The organism is Microlunatus panaciterrae (assembly GCF_016907535.1).
Classification (GTDB): Bacteria; Actinomycetota; Actinomycetes; order Propionibacteriales; family Propionibacteriaceae; genus Microlunatus; species Microlunatus panaciterrae.
On sequence record NZ_JAFBCF010000001.1, the window covers coordinates 3,104,601 to 3,121,180 of the forward strand.

Annotated in this window: 11 protein-coding genes; 8 read left to right on the forward strand and 3 right to left on the reverse strand. The window is 68.1% G+C overall.

Annotated features, from left to right (window positions below):
- Window positions 1–48: 48 nt before the first annotated feature.
- From lysX to JOE57_RS14205, 4 genes are read left to right on the forward strand one after another with little or no spacing between them, the layout of a single operon-like run.
- Window positions 49–3,339: a bifunctional lysylphosphatidylglycerol synthetase/lysine--tRNA ligase LysX gene (gene lysX, locus JOE57_RS14190; RefSeq protein ID WP_204920464.1), complete on the forward strand. Its 3,291-nt coding sequence runs from the start codon at window positions 49–51 to the stop codon at window positions 3,337–3,339.
- A complete protein-coding gene (locus JOE57_RS14195) occupies window positions 3,336–4,058 on the forward strand; it encodes a DUF998 domain-containing protein (RefSeq protein WP_204918954.1) in 723 nt (240 codons plus the stop codon). The genes lysX and JOE57_RS14195 overlap by 4 nt, the downstream gene beginning before the upstream one ends.
- A complete protein-coding gene (locus JOE57_RS14200) occupies window positions 4,055–4,903 on the forward strand; it encodes an alpha/beta fold hydrolase (protein ID WP_204918956.1) in 849 nt (282 codons plus the stop codon). Before JOE57_RS14195 ends, JOE57_RS14200 begins: the two co-directional genes overlap by 4 nt.
- Window positions 4,904–4,920: 17 nt before the next feature.
- Window positions 4,921–5,781 (forward strand): DUF4261 domain-containing protein, encoded by an 861-nt coding sequence (locus JOE57_RS14205; RefSeq protein WP_204918957.1) that lies wholly within the window; start codon window positions 4,921–4,923, stop codon window positions 5,779–5,781.
- 39 nt (window positions 5,782–5,820) lie between these two features.
- On the opposite strand, the gene JOE57_RS14210 is transcribed toward JOE57_RS14205, so the two are convergent.
- From JOE57_RS14210 to JOE57_RS14220, 3 genes are all read right to left on the reverse strand, one after another.
- A complete protein-coding gene (locus JOE57_RS14210) occupies window positions 5,821–6,117 on the reverse strand; it encodes a DUF503 domain-containing protein (protein WP_204918959.1) in 297 nt (98 codons plus the stop codon).
- Window positions 6,118–6,157: 40 nt separating this feature from the next.
- Window positions 6,158–7,585, reverse strand: coding sequence for a DNA polymerase IV (locus JOE57_RS14215; RefSeq protein WP_204918961.1), 1,428 nt, complete (start codon window positions 7,583–7,585; stop codon window positions 6,158–6,160).
- A gap of 67 nt (window positions 7,586–7,652) precedes the next feature.
- The gene (locus JOE57_RS14220) at window positions 7,653–8,645 is read right to left on the reverse strand and encodes a M14 family zinc carboxypeptidase (RefSeq protein ID WP_204918963.1); all 993 of its coding nucleotides are present in this window, start codon (window positions 8,643–8,645) and stop codon (window positions 7,653–7,655) included.
- A gap of 209 nt (window positions 8,646–8,854) precedes the next feature.
- On the opposite strand from JOE57_RS14220, the gene JOE57_RS14225 reads away from it, so the two are divergent.
- From JOE57_RS14225 to JOE57_RS14240, 4 genes are all read left to right on the forward strand, one after another.
- Complete coding sequence (locus tag JOE57_RS14225; RefSeq protein WP_204918965.1) at window positions 8,855–11,953, forward strand: ATP-binding protein; 3,099 nt, start codon at window positions 8,855–8,857, stop codon at window positions 11,951–11,953.
- Window positions 11,954–12,054: 101 nt separating this feature from the next.
- On the forward strand, window positions 12,055–13,494 hold the full coding sequence (locus JOE57_RS14230; protein ID WP_204918967.1) for an FAD-binding oxidoreductase: 1,440 nt from the start codon (window positions 12,055–12,057) through the stop codon (window positions 13,492–13,494).
- A gap of 394 nt (window positions 13,495–13,888) precedes the next feature.
- Complete coding sequence (locus JOE57_RS14235; protein ID WP_338041320.1) at window positions 13,889–14,914, forward strand: magnesium and cobalt transport protein CorA; 1,026 nt, start codon at window positions 13,889–13,891, stop codon at window positions 14,912–14,914.
- A gap of 185 nt (window positions 14,915–15,099) precedes the next feature.
- Entirely contained in the window at window positions 15,100–16,200 is a 1,101-nt protein-coding gene (locus JOE57_RS14240; protein WP_239578953.1) for a ScyD/ScyE family protein, read from the forward strand.
- Window positions 16,201–16,580 lie beyond the last annotated feature (380 nt).

Sequence of the window (16,580 nt, forward strand, 5' to 3'; positions counted from 1 at the left end):
GTGGGCGCTGTGAGCTCGACCCGTCACCTGGTGCAACGTCGCCCCGGCATGCCCAAGCTGCCCTTCCTGATCTCTCGCCTGTTCTTCATCGTGGCTGCGCTGCTGGTGATCAAGCTGGTCTTTCCCGGGGTGCTCTGGTTTGGGGTGGTCATCGACGTCGTGTCGACGCTGTTCATCCCGATCGACTCGTCCACCGTCGGCGTGGCGGTCTTCCTGGTCATCCTCGGCGCGGCACTGGCCCGCCGCAAACGGATGGGGCTGGTGGTGGCCCTGATCTTCCTGGCCGGGATCCTGTTGAACTCACTGCTCTATGTGGGAATCCTGCTGGTGCTCATCTCGGCCGACGAACCGCTGCAGGTCGGGGACCAGCTGCTGCTGGCCCGCTTCTCGCTCAACCTGGCGACCCTGGGCTGCATCTTCGTGACCCTGCTCGTGCACCGCGCCGAATTCTCCGCGCGCCGGCCGCCGGGCGGCGTCCGCAAAGCGCTGCTGGTGCTGATCGGCGGTCTGGCGTTGACCACCGTTGTCGGCATGCTGTTGGTGACCCTGTCGCCGGGCCCCTTGGCGCAGCCTCGCAGCCGGCTGGTCTGGCTGTTCCGGCGGATGCTGGGACTCGTCCCGGGTACGGAGCTGCCCCCGGGCGGCCCGCCGACGTGGATCAGCAGCACCATCGGGGCCCTGGTGGCGGTCACGCTGCTGGCCGCTCTGGTGGCACTGATGCGCTCCCAGCGGGCAGCGGCCCTGATGTCGCCCGAGGACGAGCCCCTGGTCCGCGCCCTGGTGGCCCAGTCGAGTGCCGACTCGCTCGCCTACTTCGCCACCCGTCGGGACAAGTCGGTCGTGTTCGCCCCCGACGGCAGGGCGGCGATCACCTACCGGCTGGAACTGGGCGTCTGCCTGGCGAGCAGCGACCCGATCGGCGAACCCGACCACTGGCCTTCTGCAATCGCGGCCTGGCACCAGCTGGTGAACACGTACGGCTGGACGCCGGCGGTGATCGGGGCCAGTGAGGCGGGAGCGACTGCGTACGCCCGCTCCGGGCTGCGGGTCATCCGGCTCGGCGACGAGGCGGTGCTATCCGCGAAGGACTTCCAGCTGGAGGGGCGCGAGATGCGGCCGGTCCGGCAGGCGGTCCAGAGACTCGAGAAGATGGGCTATCACACCCGGATCCGCCGCCACCGCGAGATCGACCGGGCGGAGTTCGACGCGCTGATCGCCCTGGTGGACGCCTGGCGGGACACCGAGACCGAGCGCGGATTCTCGATGGCCCTGGGCCGGCTCGGGGATCCGGCCGACGGGGCGTGCCTGATGGTGGAGGCCCTGTTCCCGGCAGATCGTGTCCAGGCCGGGCCGGAGGGCGAGGTTGCGGGCCTGCTGTCGTTCGTCCCCTGGGGTGACGACGGGTTCTCACTCGATGTGATGCGCCGGAACCCGCGGGCCGACAACGGCGTGACCGAGCTGATGGTGAGTGCCCTGATGGGCGCGTCGCGGGAGATCGGCATCCGGCGGGTGTCCTTGAACTTCGCCGTGTTCCGCAGCGCCTTCGAGGAGGGGGCGCGGATCGGTGCTGGGCCGGTGCTGCGGGTCTGGCGGCGGATGCTGCTGGTCGTCTCGCGCTGGTGGCAGATCGAGTCGCTGTTCCGGTCGAACGTCAAGTACCGCCCGGACTGGTATCCACGCTTCCTGTGTTACGCCGAGACGCGCGACATCGCCCTGGTCGGGGCCGCCTCCGGCGTGGCTGAGGGTTTCATCGATCTGCCGTTCTTCCTCCGGCCGCGGATCGAGGCGGTGCAGCGGCCACCGGTCGAACTGGCCGGCATCGAGGCCCCCGCCACCGCCCCTGCCGCAGTCGAAGGGAAAGCGGAAGTCGAGCCTGCGGACAACAGGCCGGAGCAGACCAGGCTGCGGATGGAGGTGCGAGAGCAGCTGCTGGCGGCGGGGATCGACCCCTACCCCCCGTCGTTTCGCCCCACCGCCGGTGCCGGGGAGCTGCGACTGGGGGAGCATGCCAGGGTGGCCGGCCGGGTCCTCGGCGTCCGTGACCATGGCGGGGTGATCTTCGTCCGGCTCCGCGACTGGACCGGCGATGCGCAGCTGATGCTCACCCGGAGCGCGACCGGTGACGTGGCGATGGACGAGTTCCGCCGGGTGGTCGACCTGGGTGACCATGTCGGGGCCGAAGGAACCATGATCCTGTCGGCCAGAGGCGAGCTGTCGCTCGAGGCGTCAGAGTGGCTGCTGACCGCAAAGTCATTACGGCCGCCGCCGGACAAGCACCGCGGCATCACCGACCCGGAGACCAGGGTCCGGCAGCGCTATCTCGACCTGGCCGTGAACCCCACCGCCCGGCGCATGCTTGCTGCCCGCTCGGCAGCGGTCAGAGCCGTCCGCCAGACCCTCGATGGCGAGGGCTATCTCGAGGTGGAGACGCCGATCCTGCAGACCATCCACGGCGGTGCGAACGCCCGGCCCTTCCGTACCCACATCAACGCCTACGACCTGCCGCTCTATCTGCGGATCGCCCCCGAGCTGTTTCTGAAGAGGCTGATGGTGGGGGGCGTGGACCGGGTGTTCGAAATCGGCCGCAACTTCCGTAACGAGGGGGCCGACGCCAGTCACAACCCCGAGTTCACCATGCTCGAGGCCTACCACGCCTACGGCGACTACACCACCATGCGCACCCTGGCCCAGGAGCTGATCGTCCGCGCCGCCCAGGCCGCGAACGGCAGCCTGGTCGTCGGCGGCCGTGACCACTCCGGCTGCTGGCATGATGTCGATCTTGCGGAACCCTGGCCGGTGATCACCGTCAACGCCGCCGTGTCGGCCGCTCTGGGGGTCGAGGTGACAGCGGACACCGACCGGTCCACTCTGGCGGCGCTGGCCGACGCTCGGGGGATCCCCTGCGACCCGCGCTGGGGACGGGGAGCGGTGCTGCTCGAGCTGTACGAGCATCTGGTGGAGGACCGCACCGTCCGGCCGACCTTCTACACCGACTTCCCGGCGGAGGTGTCGCCGCTCACCAGACCGCACCGGGAGGACGGCCGGCTTGCCGAGCGGTGGGACCTGGTGGCCTTCGGCGCCGAGCTCGGTACGGCCTACTCGGAGCTGGTCGACCCGGTGGAGCAGCGAGTCAGGCTGACGGCCCAGTCACTGCAGGCTGCGGGCGGTGACCCTGAGGCGATGGAGCTGGACGAGGACTTCCTGGTGGCTCTCGAGTATGCGATGCCCCCGTCGGGAGGCCTCGGAATGGGCCTGGACCGCCTGATGATGATGCTGACCAACAGCACGATCCGGGACACGATCGCCTTCCCGTTGGTACGGCCACGGAGTCGGGGATGAGGAGCAGGCCATCACGGATCTGGCTGCTCCTCGGCTATGTGGTGCTGTTCAGCTACAACACCTGGCTGCTCTGGGCGCCGATGAACGGCAACGCGGCCCTCTTCAACGGTTATCTCTCCGAGTTGTCCGCCTCAGACCAGCCCAACAACTTCTTCTTCCGCGGTGGGGACCTGCTGACAGCGCTGGTGGTGGGGGCGATCGGGGTCGAGGCGCTGCTGCGCTGGCGGGAACCCCGCGGTCAGGGTCGGCGTTGGTGGGTGCTTTCGGCGTTCGGACTGGTCTTCTTCGCTCTGTCGACGTTCTTCGACGCCTTCTTCGCGATGGACTGTTCGCCGACGCTGAGCAAGGTGTGCCTGGTCGAGGAGGAGGAAGGGCTGCTGTCGCTGGTGCACTATCTGCACACGTTCACCAGCGTCGGCGCCCAGATCGGCATCGTCACCTCGCTGGTCGCCGCCTTCCTCGGATCGCGCCAGTCCCACCGGCTGGCACCGTGGATGCAGCGGTTGCTCTTGGCGCTGACCCTGCTGGAGGCTCTATCGCTGACCGTGATGATGGTCATGCTGGCAGCCGGCGTCCCGGGGATCGGCTACCCGCAGGCGGTGATGGTGCTGATCGCCTCCTTCTGGTTCCTCGCTGTCGGAGCCGGGCTGTCGGAGCATCTGCCGCTCGGACCGCACCACTTCCAGTTCCACGACCCCGACGAGGAGGAGCGGAGGTGACGTGCGTTCCCGGCGAGATCACGACGCTGGCGGGACGCGAGGTGCATCTACTCACCACCGCTGGCAGCCGTCCCGCTGTCGTGCTGGCCGGTGGTTGCGGAGTGCCGTTCAGCTTCTGGGACGAGGTCGTCCGGTTGCTGGACGGGAGAGCCACAGCCAGAATGGACCGGCCGGGCCTGGCCGGGACCCGTTGGCCGGACACCCTGCCGACGCTGGCGGCCGAGGTGGCGACGTTGGCTGCGTTGGTGGACAGGATCGGCGGCCCGGTGATCATGGTCGGGCACTCGATGGCCGGCCTGCAGGCGGAGGCGCTGGTCCGGCTGCGCCCGGACCTGGTCTGCGGGCTGGTGCTGGTCGACAGCAGCGTGGAGTGGCGAACGCTGCGGACGGGTCCTCTCCGGCTGTGGCTCAGGTTGGCTCGGCTGGTGCGGTGGGCCGCGCAGTTGCCGGTGCTCGACCACCTCGGTTCGTTGGCGGCCCGGATCATGGTCATCTCCCAGACCGGTCGGGCGGCGCCCTCGATCCTGAGCCGGCCGACCCTGCAGCTGTTCCGCAATCCGCAGGCGCTGGCGATGATCATCGCCGAGCAGGCCAGCTATCCTGCCCAGATCGAGGAGCTGCGGGAGCTCCGCGAACGCACCGCCATGCCGGTGATCCCGACGGTGGTGTTGACTGCGGCCGGAGACGGTGGTGAGCGATGGGTGGTCGACCAGCACCGGTTGTCGGTGCTGCTGGCGGCCAGACAGATCGTGTTGGAAGACGCCCGCCACCTGGTGATGATTGACCGGCCCGACGCTGTCGTGGCGGCGGTGCGGTCGATCGGCCAAACCGAGGGCGACCAATGAACCAGAGAGACGATGAGATGACCGACCCACATGACGAGGCCGCCCACGTGGCCGGTGAGACCTTCGACCCCGGTGCACCGCTGGGCGCGACGGGGCTGTTGATGGCCGAACTGTGGTACGAGCAGGTGCCGGACCTGCAGGACACGCATCTGCGCGACCGGTTGGCGGCGACCTTCCCAGGTCTGGAGACCCGCGATCTGTCGTTCGTGATCCCGCACCCTGATCTGACGGTGCAGATGGAACAGGGTCCAATGCCGTTACTGACCGCCGTCTTCGCCGCGTCAACCCTCGATCAGGCGGGAAAGCAGAAGCCGAGCACCGCGCAGACCTGGGACTGGCCGGGTGCGGACGCAGCACTGGAGCGGAGCACGGGGAGCCTGCTGGCCAGCGAGCTGTTGGCCAGCTTCTTCGCGCCCAGTCAACGACTGGAGGCCCTTCGACGGGTGGTCGGTGCCCTGATCACCGAGACGGCACCAGCGGCGGTCAGCTGGCCCAACAGCCAGCAGGTGACCGATCCGGCCACCTTTGCCGATCATCAACTGAATGGTCCCATCAACGTACGGTTCTTCACCATGACAGGCGAAGGCGACGAGCCGGACAGCACGGTGATGGACACTCTTGGACTGCATGTCTTCGACCTGCCGGACGTGCAGTGTCACTTCCGTGACCGGGACCCGGGGCAGGTCGCGGCCCTGTTGTTGAACACGGCTCACTACATCTTCGAGGCCGGGGATGTGATCGACGACGGTCACACGGTGTCTGGTCCGACCGGTGAGGAGCGTTACCTGGTCCGACACGAGAGCGCGCTTGCCGAACCGATCAGACCGGTGATCGACATCGACCTCGGACCACCGTACGCCGTGGGGGTACGCCGCTAGTAGACCGACAGCCGCTCAGCGCTTTCCGCTCCCGACCGGTCAGCCGTCCTGACTGCGCCGCACGCCGCGGCGCGCCGAGAGCAGCTCCAGCTCGGGCCGATAGGCTACGAACTGCTCGGACGCGTCCAGCAACTCGGTCAGATGGGCCTGATCGGGGGAGACGCAGGCGATGCCGATGCCCGCTCGGCGGTGCAGGTCGAGATGATCAACTTCGGCAGCGCTGAGCTGGAACCGGCGCCTGATCTCCGCCACCAGCGGACGGATCACCGAGCGTTTCTCCTTCAACGAGTGCACGTCGCCGAGGAGCAGGTCGAACTCGATCCAGCCAATCCACATGGAAACAGTGTCACCTATCCCGTGCAGTGTTCGGTTCGCGTCAGGCGTTCTCGGGTGGACGGTCGGTTCCGTGCCCTGAGCTTGTCGAAGGGCCAACGACTGCAGAGCCAGGAACCTCGTCCGGCTCTGGAGGTCCGACAGCGGCGCGCCGATGCAGGGCCGGGTCGTCCATCCGGAAGGTGCGTACCGGGCCGGGCGGAGTGTCACGCGCCTCGAACCGTACGGTGACTCTTCCGCGACCGGCTCCCCAGACCCAGCCCGCGCCGTGCTCATCATGATCGACATCGGCGCCGGGTGGCCAGTTGGTGGACGCCGCCGGGTCAGGTCGGCTCACGGCTGTCGGCGCAACACGGTCGGTCACGTCCGCCTCTCCGGTCTCCAGCTCGGTCACGTCGGCTGCGAACAGGTCTTCCTGGAGCAGGTCCGTCAGTCCTGCAACGCCCACTCCGAGCAGCCGGACACCACCTCTGGTGTCCACGCCGGCCAACAGCGTTCGGGCGATGTCGGCGATGATCTCTGCGCGGTCGGTGGCGCCGAGGAGTGTCCTCGAGCGCGTGCAGGTGGTGAAGTCGTGCAGGCGTACCTTGATCGTGATCGTACGGGCGAACAGCGCAGCGGCACGCAGGCGGCGGGCGACCTGCCGGGCGTGTGCCTCGGTCACCTCGCCCAGCACTCTCGGGTCGACCAGATCAAACTCGAACGTGTCCTCGACCGAGATCGACTTGGCCTCCCGCTCCGGCTCGACCGGCCGGTCGTCTCGGGCGAAGGCCAGGGCGGCGAGTCCTTCGCCCTGAGCCCGGCCGACGACCTGGACCAGCTCGTCGACCTCGACCTGCTGCAGGTCTGCCACCGTATGGATGCCGATCCGGTGCAGTTTCTCCTTGGTGACCGGCCCGACGCCGGGGATGACCTCGACCCGCATCGGCCGCAGTAGCTCCACCTCCGTTCCGGGCATGGCGATGAAGGCACCGTCCGGCTTGTTGATCTCGCTGGCGATCTTGGCTATCAGCTTCGAGCTGCCGATGCCGATGGAGGCGGTCAGCCCGTCGGTCGCCTCAGTCACGGCCCGCTTCAGCTCCACCACCAGCGAGCGCAGGCCCGCCTCGGTGAAGTCGATCACCCGGTCCGCGCGGGCCAGGTCGACGAACGCCTCGTCCAGGGACAGCGGCTCGATCACCGGCGACAGCTCGCGCAGCACCGCCATCACCCGGCCACTGGCCTCCCGGTAGACGGGAAACCGGCCGGAGAGGAAGGCGGCGTTCGGGCACCGTCGACGGGCCTCGTGGCTCGGCATCGCTGAACGGACGCCGAATACGCGGGCCTCGTAGGATGCGGTGGCGACCACGCCCCGCTGACCGGTACCTCCGACCACCACCGGCTTGCCGCGCAGGGAGGGCTTGTCTCGCTGCTCCACGGCCGCGAAGAATGCATCCAGGTCGAGATGGAGGATCGAGGCCTGACCGCGCACCGAACCATCTTGCCTTGCCCGGCGCGACTTGCCCTGCCCGGCCCCTGGGGGCCGGGCCCGGAGCAGCTCAGACCCGGCGTCCGCCCAGGGCCTTGAGCAGTGCGTCGGCGTCGCGGCCCCGCATGGTGGCCACCGAGCGCGCCGTGTAGCCGTACTCGACAGTGATCGCTGCCCCGGCATGGTTGGCGTTGAACCAACCGGTCATGGTGCCGTGGCAGGAGCCGTGGCAGTCGAGCCGCCGGATGGGCAGCCGGAGACCGTTGGACAACCGCCTCATCAGCGCCTTGTCCTTGACCCGGTAGGAGTCGACCCCGTACAGCGGCTGGTGCCACGACACCAGGTATCTCGGGTTGACCCGGTCGAGGAACTTCATCATGACCCGGGTCTCCTTCGCCGACGCTGCGAACGGACCCGAGTGGGCGCGGACGATGAACCTGTCGTGATAGTTGCGGTTGGCATCCACGCCGCCGGCCAACCAGCGGCGGCTGCGGATGTAGCCGTCCGGGTTGATCACCGGAACCACCCAGAGGTCGACGTCGGCGATCCGGCGTCCCCGAAGCAGGCCCTGCGCGACGTAGTGCCCGAGGTTCTCCTCGCCATGCATCGTCGCCACGACCACGACAACGGGCTTGCCCCTCTGGCCGGCCCGATAGGCAACGATCTTCCTGCCCTCGGCCGAGTAGCCGATCGTCTCGCGGTGGTACCACGTCCGAGCGGGCGCCTGTGCTGCGACGGCCCGATCCAGCGCCACCATGGTCCGTGCGTCGACCCTGCCGGTGACCTTCAACCGGTTGCGGTCCTGGAGGCGTCTGACTGCTGCCCGGGTCAGGGTGCCGTAGTAGCCGGTGCGATAGCGAGCCGCCAGGAACCTGGCCTTCACCAGCTTCCGTTGCAGGGAAAGCACAGCCGCGCTGCGCTGCCCATATCTCGGGTAGTTCACGGCCCTGGTCTGGGTGGGCTGCGCCTGCGCGGTCTGCTGCGGTGCCAGCAGCACGAACGCCGTACTGAGGGCAACCAGCGCCAGCAGGGCACCGATCCGAGCGCCGATGCACCTTCGCATAGTCACAAACCTTTCGGCTGGGCGCACTCGGTTCTCGAGTCGCCGGGTGGACGCCCCCCGTTGGCCGCAGTATCGCGGTGGGAGGACGTCGGGGGCAACGCTGCCAGGTCCGGATGAGACCGTTCGCGGTCGCAGCGAGGACGGGACACCGAGAGGCCGCCGTGGGCGCCGGCATTCAGGTCTACCCTGAACGGGGAGGCCCTCTGACCATGCTGCAGGTCTCGCTCTTGGGGGAGCAGGTGATCACCGACGTCGCCACCGGCGCCGCCCGGCCCTGTCCGTCTCGGACGGTGTCGCTGTTGGCCCTGCTGGCCGCTCATGCCGGAGCCCCGCAGCAACGGCAGCGGATCGCGGGCCTGTTCTGGCCCGAGTCAGGGGACGCGCAGGCACTGACCAACCTCCGTCGCGAGCTGCATCATCTGCGGCAGCTGCTCGACGACGATCCTGCGGTGGTCGTCACCAGTCGAGACCTGTGCTGGGTCGACTCGACGAGCTGTCGGGTGGACGTCAGGGTGTTCGAAACCGAGCGCCGGGCCGCCATGAGGGCGTCCGAACCTGCCCGAGCACTGGGACACGCCGTCAAGGCCCTCGAGGTCTACCGGGGGGACCTGCTCCCGGCGCTCTACGACGACTGGCTACTGGACCTTCGCGCTGATCTTCGCGAGCAGTGCGTCGCGCTCTGTGACCTGATCTGCCGGATCGGAATGCAGCAGGGCGCGTTGGCGCCGGCCCTGGAGGCGGCGCGACGCAGGATCACGTTGCAGCCGTTGGAGGAGGTCGGCTATCGCACGCTGATGGAGCTCCAGGTCCGCCATGGTGACCGTGCCGGAGCGATCAGCACTTTTCATCGCTGCTCGTCGGTGCTGGAACGTGAGCTGGGCGTCGAGCCGGACCGCGCCACCCGCAACCTGATGCGTCGGCTGATGGCGCAGGACGGCTCGGCTGGACCAGGCCGGCGGACCGACCTTGAGCCGGCTTCTCGCTCCGGGCTGGCGGCAGCACAACTGGTGGGCCGCGACCACGAGTTCGGTCTGCTCAGGTCGTTCTGGCAGGCAGCGGTGCAGGGGGACCCGCGGCTGGTTCTCGTGCGCGGGGAAGCTGGCGTCGGCAAGTCCCGACTCGTGGCCGAGCTGGCTGCGCTGGCTCGTCGTCAGGGCGCCGCCGTGGCGGTGGCCCAGTGTTTTGGCACCGCTCCACGACTGGCCCTGGCGCCGGTGGGGGACTGGCTGCGAGACCCTGCCGTCCGAACCGCCACGGCAGCGCTGGAGCCGCTCTGGCGCCTCGAGGTCGACCGGCTGGTCCCGACGGGTGGAACCGACCATGCCGCGATCACCGAAGGCACCCGGGCGATGGTGGACGGCTGGCAGCGGCACCGCTTCTTCGAGGGTCTCGCGCGTGCGTTGAGCGGGCTGGGTCGCCCGACCCTGCTCGTGCTCGACAACCTCCAGTGGTGTGATGAGGAGACTCTGTCGTTCATCGCGTTCTGTCTCGGGTTCGCCCAGGACAGCCCGCTGCTGATGGCGGCGACCCTGCGCGACGACGACGAGCAACAACCTGAGCTGGCTCGATGGCTGCACCGGATGCGGCCGGCCGGCGTTCTGACCGAGGTGTCGCTGGGCCCGTTGGACGAGACGGCGACCGGGCGGCTCGCCGAGGCCGTCTCCGGCCGCCCGCTGCCGGAGGGGGCGACTGCCCTGTTGCAGGCCACAACCGCTGGGTTCCCCCTGTACGTGGTGGAGGCCGCCCGGGCCAGCTATGACGACGGACAGCTGCAGCATGGGGATCTGGCGGCCGTTCTCCGGCATCGCCTGGACCAGACCTCGCCCGCGGCCAGGCAGGTCGCCGCCCTGGCCGCGGCGGTTGGCCGCGACTTCACCCTGGACCTGCTCACCGAGGCCAGCGACCTGACCTCCGACCTCGTGGTCGAGGCGGTCGACGAGCTGTGGCGGCGACGGCTCATCCGCGAGCTGCCCGACGGCTACGACTTCACCCATGATCTGCTCCGCGCCGCGGCCTACGGGCTGGTCAGCCCGCCGCAGCGCTGGCTGTTGCACCGCCGGCTGGCCCAGGGGTTCGAGCTGCTGCACCCCGACCAGCTCGACCGGGTGGCCGTCCAGCTCGCCGAGCAGTATTCGCGCGGCGGCAGGCCGGACCGCGCCCTGCCGCACTATCTGCGAGCGGCTGAGGTAGCCGCCGGTAGGTTCGCCCATGCCGAGTCGAACCGGCTCAACCGGCAGGCGCTGGAGATCATCCGCGCGATGCCGACCGGCCCGGACCGGGACGCACGTGAGCTCAACTGCCTGATGACCATGACCGCCCCCCTCAATGCCGAGCACGGCTTCTCGTCGTCGCAACTCCAGGAGGCGCTCGAGCGGTCCCTCGTCCTGGCCGAGCGGCTGTGTCGCCCGGATCTGCAGCTGACCACTCTTGTCGGCCTGTGGGCCTCCCGGTTCGTCCAGGGTCGCATCCTCGACGGCCGTCGGATCGCGGCCCAGGCGGTGGCCATGGTCGGCCCGGACGACGACCTGAGCAGCCAGGCGCACTTCGCCTATGCCGGGTCGTCCTTCAGCCTGGGCATGCCGGCCGAGGCCCTGGAACACTTCGCGGTGGTCCGGGACCGGCATGGCGTCGTGTCGCTCATGGTCGGCTCCCGGCTGGACGTGCACGGTGCCGCCTGGGCGGCTCAGGCGCACTGGTTGCTCGGCCACGAGGCGGAGGCCATTACCGCCTGCGCCGATGCGGTGACGCTGGCACGCAGCATCGAGCACCCGTTCAGTCTTGCTGTGGCGCTCGGCTTTGCGGCCATCACCCACCAGCTGCTGGGCGATCGGGTCGGGGTGGCGGAGAGCGCCGCCGAGCTGTGCGACCTGTGTCAGAGATACTCCTTCGCGTATTACCCGGAGTGGGGAAGGATCCTGTCCGGCTGGGCCAGGCAGGACGGACAGGGTCTTTCCCTGTTACAGCAGGGCATCGACGGGCTCCGGGCGCAGGGGGCCTTCACTCGGATGCCCTACTGGCTGGCGCTGCTGGCCGACCGCCTCGCCGACGCGAACCGGCCGGAGGCGGCGGCGGCTACCCTCGACGCCGCACTGAGCGGCGGTCAGGCCAGAGATGATCGCTGGTGGTTGCCCGAGGTGATGCGGATCCGCGCGGGCTTCGACCCCCGGGCGGCCGCGGTGGACCGGCTTCGAGCGGCTGCGGAGATGGCCCGGAGCCAGGGCAGCGTGGCCCTGCTCCGTCGGATCGAGGCCGACCTGCAGCTCCGGGGTGCTCCCACCGTTCGGAGCAGCGTTCCCTTGGTCAACTGAGGCTCTGCCGTCGGGCGAACGCTCCAGGAACGCCTGCTTCCTAGTGTCGGGGAATGGCCGCACCCGAAGGTCGGGTGCCACTCACACGTCAAGGAACCCAGATGAGCACCATTGCACCGACACCGCCGGCAGGCATCACGCCGGTCCCGTACGAAGAGCTCGCAGCCGCCATGCGCGGCACCCTCGTACTGCCGGGTGACCCGGCCTACGACTCCGCCCGTGCCGTCTACAACGGCATGATCAACAAGCACCCGGCCGCTGTCGCCTTCTGCCGAGACGTCACCGACGTGATTGCCTGTGTCCGCTTCTGTCGTGCCCATGCGGTGGAGATCGCAGTCCGAGGTGGCGGTCACAACGCCGGCGGGCTCGGCGTCTGGGACGGTGCGTTGACGATCGACCTGTCGTCGATGCGCAGTACCACCGTGCATCCTGACGAACACAAGGTCCGCGTCGACGGTGGCTGCACCTGGGGCGACGTGGATCACGCCACCGTGGGCTTCGGAATGGCCACCCCCTCAGGGATCATCGGTTCGACCGGCGTCGGAGGGCTCGCCCTCGGCGGAGGCATCGGCTACCTCGCCCGGCGCTATGGCCTCACCGTCGACAACCTGCTCGAAGCCGACGTCGTGCTGGCCGACGGCAGCTTCGTCACCGCCAGCGAGACGTCCCACGAGGACCTGTTCTGGGCCCTCCGCGGTGGTGGCGGCAACTTCGGAGTGGTCACCTCGTTCACGTTCCGGTGTGGCGACATCGGGGAGCAGGGCGTGATCATCGGCGGCCCGGTGTTCTACGACCTGGCCGACACGGCCGAGGTGATGCGCTGGTATCGCGAGCTCCTGCCGTCCCTTCCTGAGGAGCTCAACGGCTGGCTCGGCATCGTGACCGTTCCCACCGGCCCACCGTTCCCGGAGCATCTGTGGAGTCGCAAGGCGTGTGCCCTGATCTGGTGCTACACCGGTAGCCACGACAAGGCCGACGAGGTGCTGGCGCCGATCAAGACTTTCGGCTCGCCGATGATGGTCGGGATCCAGCCGATGCCTTACACCGTGATGCAGTCGCTGTTCGACCCGATCTACCCGCCCGGGCTGCAGTGGTACTGGCGGGCGGACTTCTGCACCGAGATCTCCGACGCCGCGATCGACGTCCATCTGAAGTATGCGGAGAAGCTCCCGAGCCCTGCCAGCACCATGCATTTGTATCCGATCGACGGCGCCGCCAGCCGGGTGGCAGAGGACGCGACCGCCTTCGCCTACCGCGACGGCGGCTGGGCCGGAGTAATCGTCGGCGTCGACCCCGATCCGGCGAAAGCCGAGGAGCTGGCCCAGTGGGCCCGCGCCTACTGGGAGGAGCTGCACCCGTATTCGGCCGGCGGAGCCTACGTCAACTTCCTGATGGACGAGGGCCAGGACAGGGTCCAGGCGTCCTATCGAGGCAACTACGCGCGTCTCGCCATGGTGAAGCGTCGCTACGACCCCGACAACGTGTTCCACGTCAACCAGAACATCCGGCCGGCCAACAACACGACCCCGTCCGTGGTCTGAGCTTGTCGAAGACCTGGGGGGATGTGGTCTGAGCTTGCCGAAGACCTGGGGGATGACGTGGTCTGAGCTTGTCGAAGACCTGGGGGATGACGTGGTCTGAGCTTGTCGAAGACCTGGGGGATGACGTGGTCTGAGCTTGTCGAAGACCTAGAGGGATGACGTGGTCTGAGCTTGTCGAAGACCTAGAGGGATGACGTGGTCTGAGCTTGTCGAAGACCGCCCTTCGACAGGCTCAGGGCGCGGGTGGGGGTTGCCCTTCGACAGGCTCAGGGCGCGGGTGGCGGTTGCCCTTCGACGGGCTCAGGGCGCTTCGGTGATCTCAGGGCGCAGGACCGCGCCCCGCTGGGTAGTCTGCAGATCAGTCCAGCGGGGCGGTCCCGGCGGATGAGGAAGGGTGCTGGTCGTGGTCGTGGTCGACAATGCCGTCTATGTCGACGGCGCTCGGCAGTGTGAGCCGGAGTCGTTGGACGTCACCTATGAGCTGCTGCGCGAGCGGCACGGCATGGGTTGGATCGGCCTCTATCGGCCCGAGCCGGAGGAGGTCATCTCGGTCGCCACGGAGTTCGGCATCCACCCGCTCGCGGTCGAGGACACCATCAGGGCACACCAGCGGCCGAAGCTCGAGCGTTACGACGACGTGCTGTTCACCGTGCTGCGACCGGCGCGTTACATCGACGAGGAAGAGCGGGTAGAGTTCGGCGAGCTGCACGTCTTCACCGGGCCCGATTTCGTGGTCACCGTACGTCACGCGGAGTCGCCGGACCTGGCCCGGGTGAGGAAGCGGCTCGAGGACGCCCCGGACCTTCTGCGGCTCGGCCCCGGCGCCGTGCTTTACGCCACCCTCGACCAGGTGGTGGATGAGTACCTGCCGGTACTGGTGGGATTGGAGAACGACATCGACGAGATCCAAGATCAGGTCTTCGCTGGTGACCCGCAGGTCTCGCGGCGGATCTACGAGCTGTCGCGGGAGGTGATCGAGTTCCAACGAGCCACCCGACCGCTGCCCGGGATGCTCGACCAGCTGATTGCCGGCTTGGCCCAGCAAGACGTCGATATCGAGCTTCAGCGCAACCTCCGGGATGTCCAGGACCACGCGGTCCGGCAGGCCGAGCGCGCCGATGCCTTTCGCACACTGCTGCAGAACATCCTGTCGGTCAACGCGACATTGGTCGCCCAGCGGCAGAACGACGAGATGCAGCGGTTGACGCAGACCAGCCTCCAACAGAGCGAAGAGGTCAAGCGGATCTCGTCCTGGGCCGCGATCATCTTCGCGCCGAGCGTGGTCGGAACCATCTACGGGATGAACTTCGCCCACATGCCCGAGCTGGAGTGGCGCTTCGGATACGCTTATGCGTTGATCATGATGGTGGCGATCTGCGTCGGCCTCTACGTGATCTTCAAGGCGAAGCGCTGGTTGTAGGGCGCCGACGGCCTCGTCCAAGGGTCCCGATTTTCCATGCATGGTTAGGTTTTGTCACTGGCCTACCACCAAGAAGGATGCCGATTGGGTCGAACCGGAACATCTATACCAAACCGTTGACGAGTCGTATTGAATGCAGGCATGCTGCCTGGTATCTAACTACTCTCGATCGGGGGACGATTGTGATGCGTAAGAAGATGTTGGGTGCCGCCGCCGTGGCGACTACCGCATTGTTCGCCACCATGTCCGTGCCGGCTTCGGCGCACGGACAGTACGACCCATACCAACCACAAGTCCATGTGGTCAACACCCAGGTGATCGCGCCGTTCTCACTGGCTCTGTCCAAGAGACACGTGTACGTCGCCGACGGAGGCACCTCGCTGGTGTCCCGGCTGTCCGGAGGCACCCTCAAAACCGTAGCCGAAGGTCCGCAGCCCGGTGAGGTCGCCGGCTTGGACGTGACGCGCAGCGGCCGCTCTCTGGCTTACACGTCGACGAACTACGCCACCGGGGACACGGCGCTGAACATCTACGGGCCACGGGGCAGCCGGACCACGGCTGACCTCTCGACGTACGAACGCACGAAGAACCCCGACTCGGGGATGAACTACGGCGTGGACAACCCGAGCCCCTGCGTCAAGGCGGCCCTGGAGAGCATCCCCGACGGTCCGCCGGCAAGCTATGCAGGACTGGTCGACTCGCATCCGTACGCGGTCGCCGCAGTCGGCAAGCACTCGTGGGTGGTGGCCGATGCCGGCGGCAACGACCTGCTCAAGGTGGACCGCCGGGGGCACATCTCGACGCTGGCCATTCTGCCTCGGCACCCGCTGAAGATCACCAAGGAGATCGCCGCCGGACTGCACATGCCGGACTGCGTTATCGGTGTGACCTACAACTTCGAGGCGGTGCCGACCGATGTGGAGGTGGGACCCGGCGGCTGGCTGTACGTCAGCACGTTGGCCGGGGGACCGGAGGATCCCAGCCTGGGAGCCCGCAGCAAGGTGTTCAAGGTGAACCCCTGGAACGGTCATGTGACCCAGATCGGGTCAGGCTTCCTGGGTGCCACCGACCTGGCCCTCGGTCGGGACGGCCGGATCTACGTCGCCGAGCTGTTCGGCGGCCGGATCTCGGTGCTCGACCACGGCAAGCGCCGGACCTACGTCGACCTGCCGAACGCCCTCTCGGTGGAGTCCGGACACGACGGTCTGTGGGCCGGCACGATGGCCGAGATGGGACCTGAGGGTCCGGTTGGTAACGGGTCGATCGTGCACATCACGCGACGCTGACCTGTCGACTATCACGAGTGGGGCCCACGGCGAGCGCCGTGGGCCCTCTCGGTCTGTTGGGAAGATCAACTTCCTTCGCCGATTGCTGGACGCGACCCCATCTGCTGACTCCGGTGCCCTGAGCTTTCCCCGGTTTTGAGCCTCGCTGCGTGCCCTGAGCTTGTCGAAGGGCGTTGAGCGCTGCGTGCCCTGAGCTTGTCGAAGGGTGTTGAGCGCTGCGTGCCCTGAGCTTGTCGAAGGCCTCGATCCTCACTACGTGCCCTGAGCTTGTCGAAGGGCGTTGATCGCAGGCTTGGGGTCTCTTGCGTCGGGAGCCCTTCGACAAGCTCAGGGCGCGTGGTACCAGCTCAGGGCACGTGGTGCCAGCTCGTGGCGCGCAT